Here is a 921-nt window from a genome sequence, read left to right as displayed (position 1 = left end):
CCCCGGCAGCACCGAGCCCGTGACCAGGCCGAACTCGCCGCCGAGACCCGCCGCTTCTTCCGCCGACGCCAGCGTCAGCCACACATCGTCCGCGGCTACTTCGGCGGCCCACACGTCCGCTACGCCCTGGACGAGAACCCCATGAGTTTCTGATCAATAGAGTGAACAGGGCGCTGTTCCGCGAATGAACACGACCCCTGTTCAGAAAATGAACGGGATGCAGCCTGTTCCGTTTCGGAACGAGTTGGGTGTTCCGAGACGGAACGCTCGCTCTGTTCCGTTTCGGAACAGGTCGGCCGATCAACGCCGGCGAACACGTGATGGCTGCTGCATAGCGGCCGGTCTGGCCGCCGGTGGTTGGGCTGTGGCGGTGGGGCGGCGTGTGGTGCTGCGGGCCATGGCTGCCTGGGCGCGGGGGCCGGGTGTGTGGCGTTGGCCGAGGCGGTGGATGCGCCAGGTTAGGGCGCGGGCGGGGTTGCGGGCGTCGTCGAGGGTGCGTTGGCCGAGGGCTTGGTCGAGGATGGTGGCCGGGTTGTGGCCGGCTGTTTCGGCGTCGGCGAGGACGGTGGTGAGGGCGTCCCAGGCGGGGTCCTTCAGGATGCGGTCGGCGTGTTCGGGGGCGGCCTGCTGGAGGTGGCGGGCGTAGCGCTGCTTGGTCTGGATGCCGGGGGTGCGGCGGGCGAGGTCGTCCAGGACCGGGACGGCGACCTGGGCGTAGGTGGTCTGGAGGTGGACGAGGGCCTGCTGGGCTGCTGCCTCCTGCTGGGCGTGCTGGTGGGTGCGGTGCCAGTGCTTCGCGAACGCCACAGCGATGAGGGCGGCGTCCAGCAGCATCGCCAGTCCGGCGCCGTCGCGTGTCGCGGTGGGGGTGCGCAGGATCGTCTGGACGCTGCGGCGCAGGACGCGGGTGCTGTCGAGGTC

Annotated in this window: 2 pseudogenes; one reads left to right on the top strand and one right to left on the bottom strand. The window is 70.1% G+C overall.

Annotated features, from left to right (window positions below):
- Positions 1-153: pseudogene (locus FVS66_RS36490) on the top strand (IS630 family transposase); the annotation flags it as partial.
- Between the two features lie 147 nt (positions 154-300).
- Here FVS66_RS36490 and FVS66_RS01560 read toward each other — a convergent pair.
- Positions 301-921 (bottom strand): annotated as a pseudogene (locus tag FVS66_RS01560) (mobilization protein); the annotation flags it as partial.

It is taken from the genome of Streptomyces sp. TRM49041, assembly GCF_008271805.1.
In the GTDB taxonomy this organism is placed as follows: Bacteria; Actinomycetota; Actinomycetes; order Streptomycetales; family Streptomycetaceae; genus Streptomyces.
Note: the sequence above shows the minus strand (reverse complement) of the source record. Positions and strands in the feature narration are given on the sequence as shown.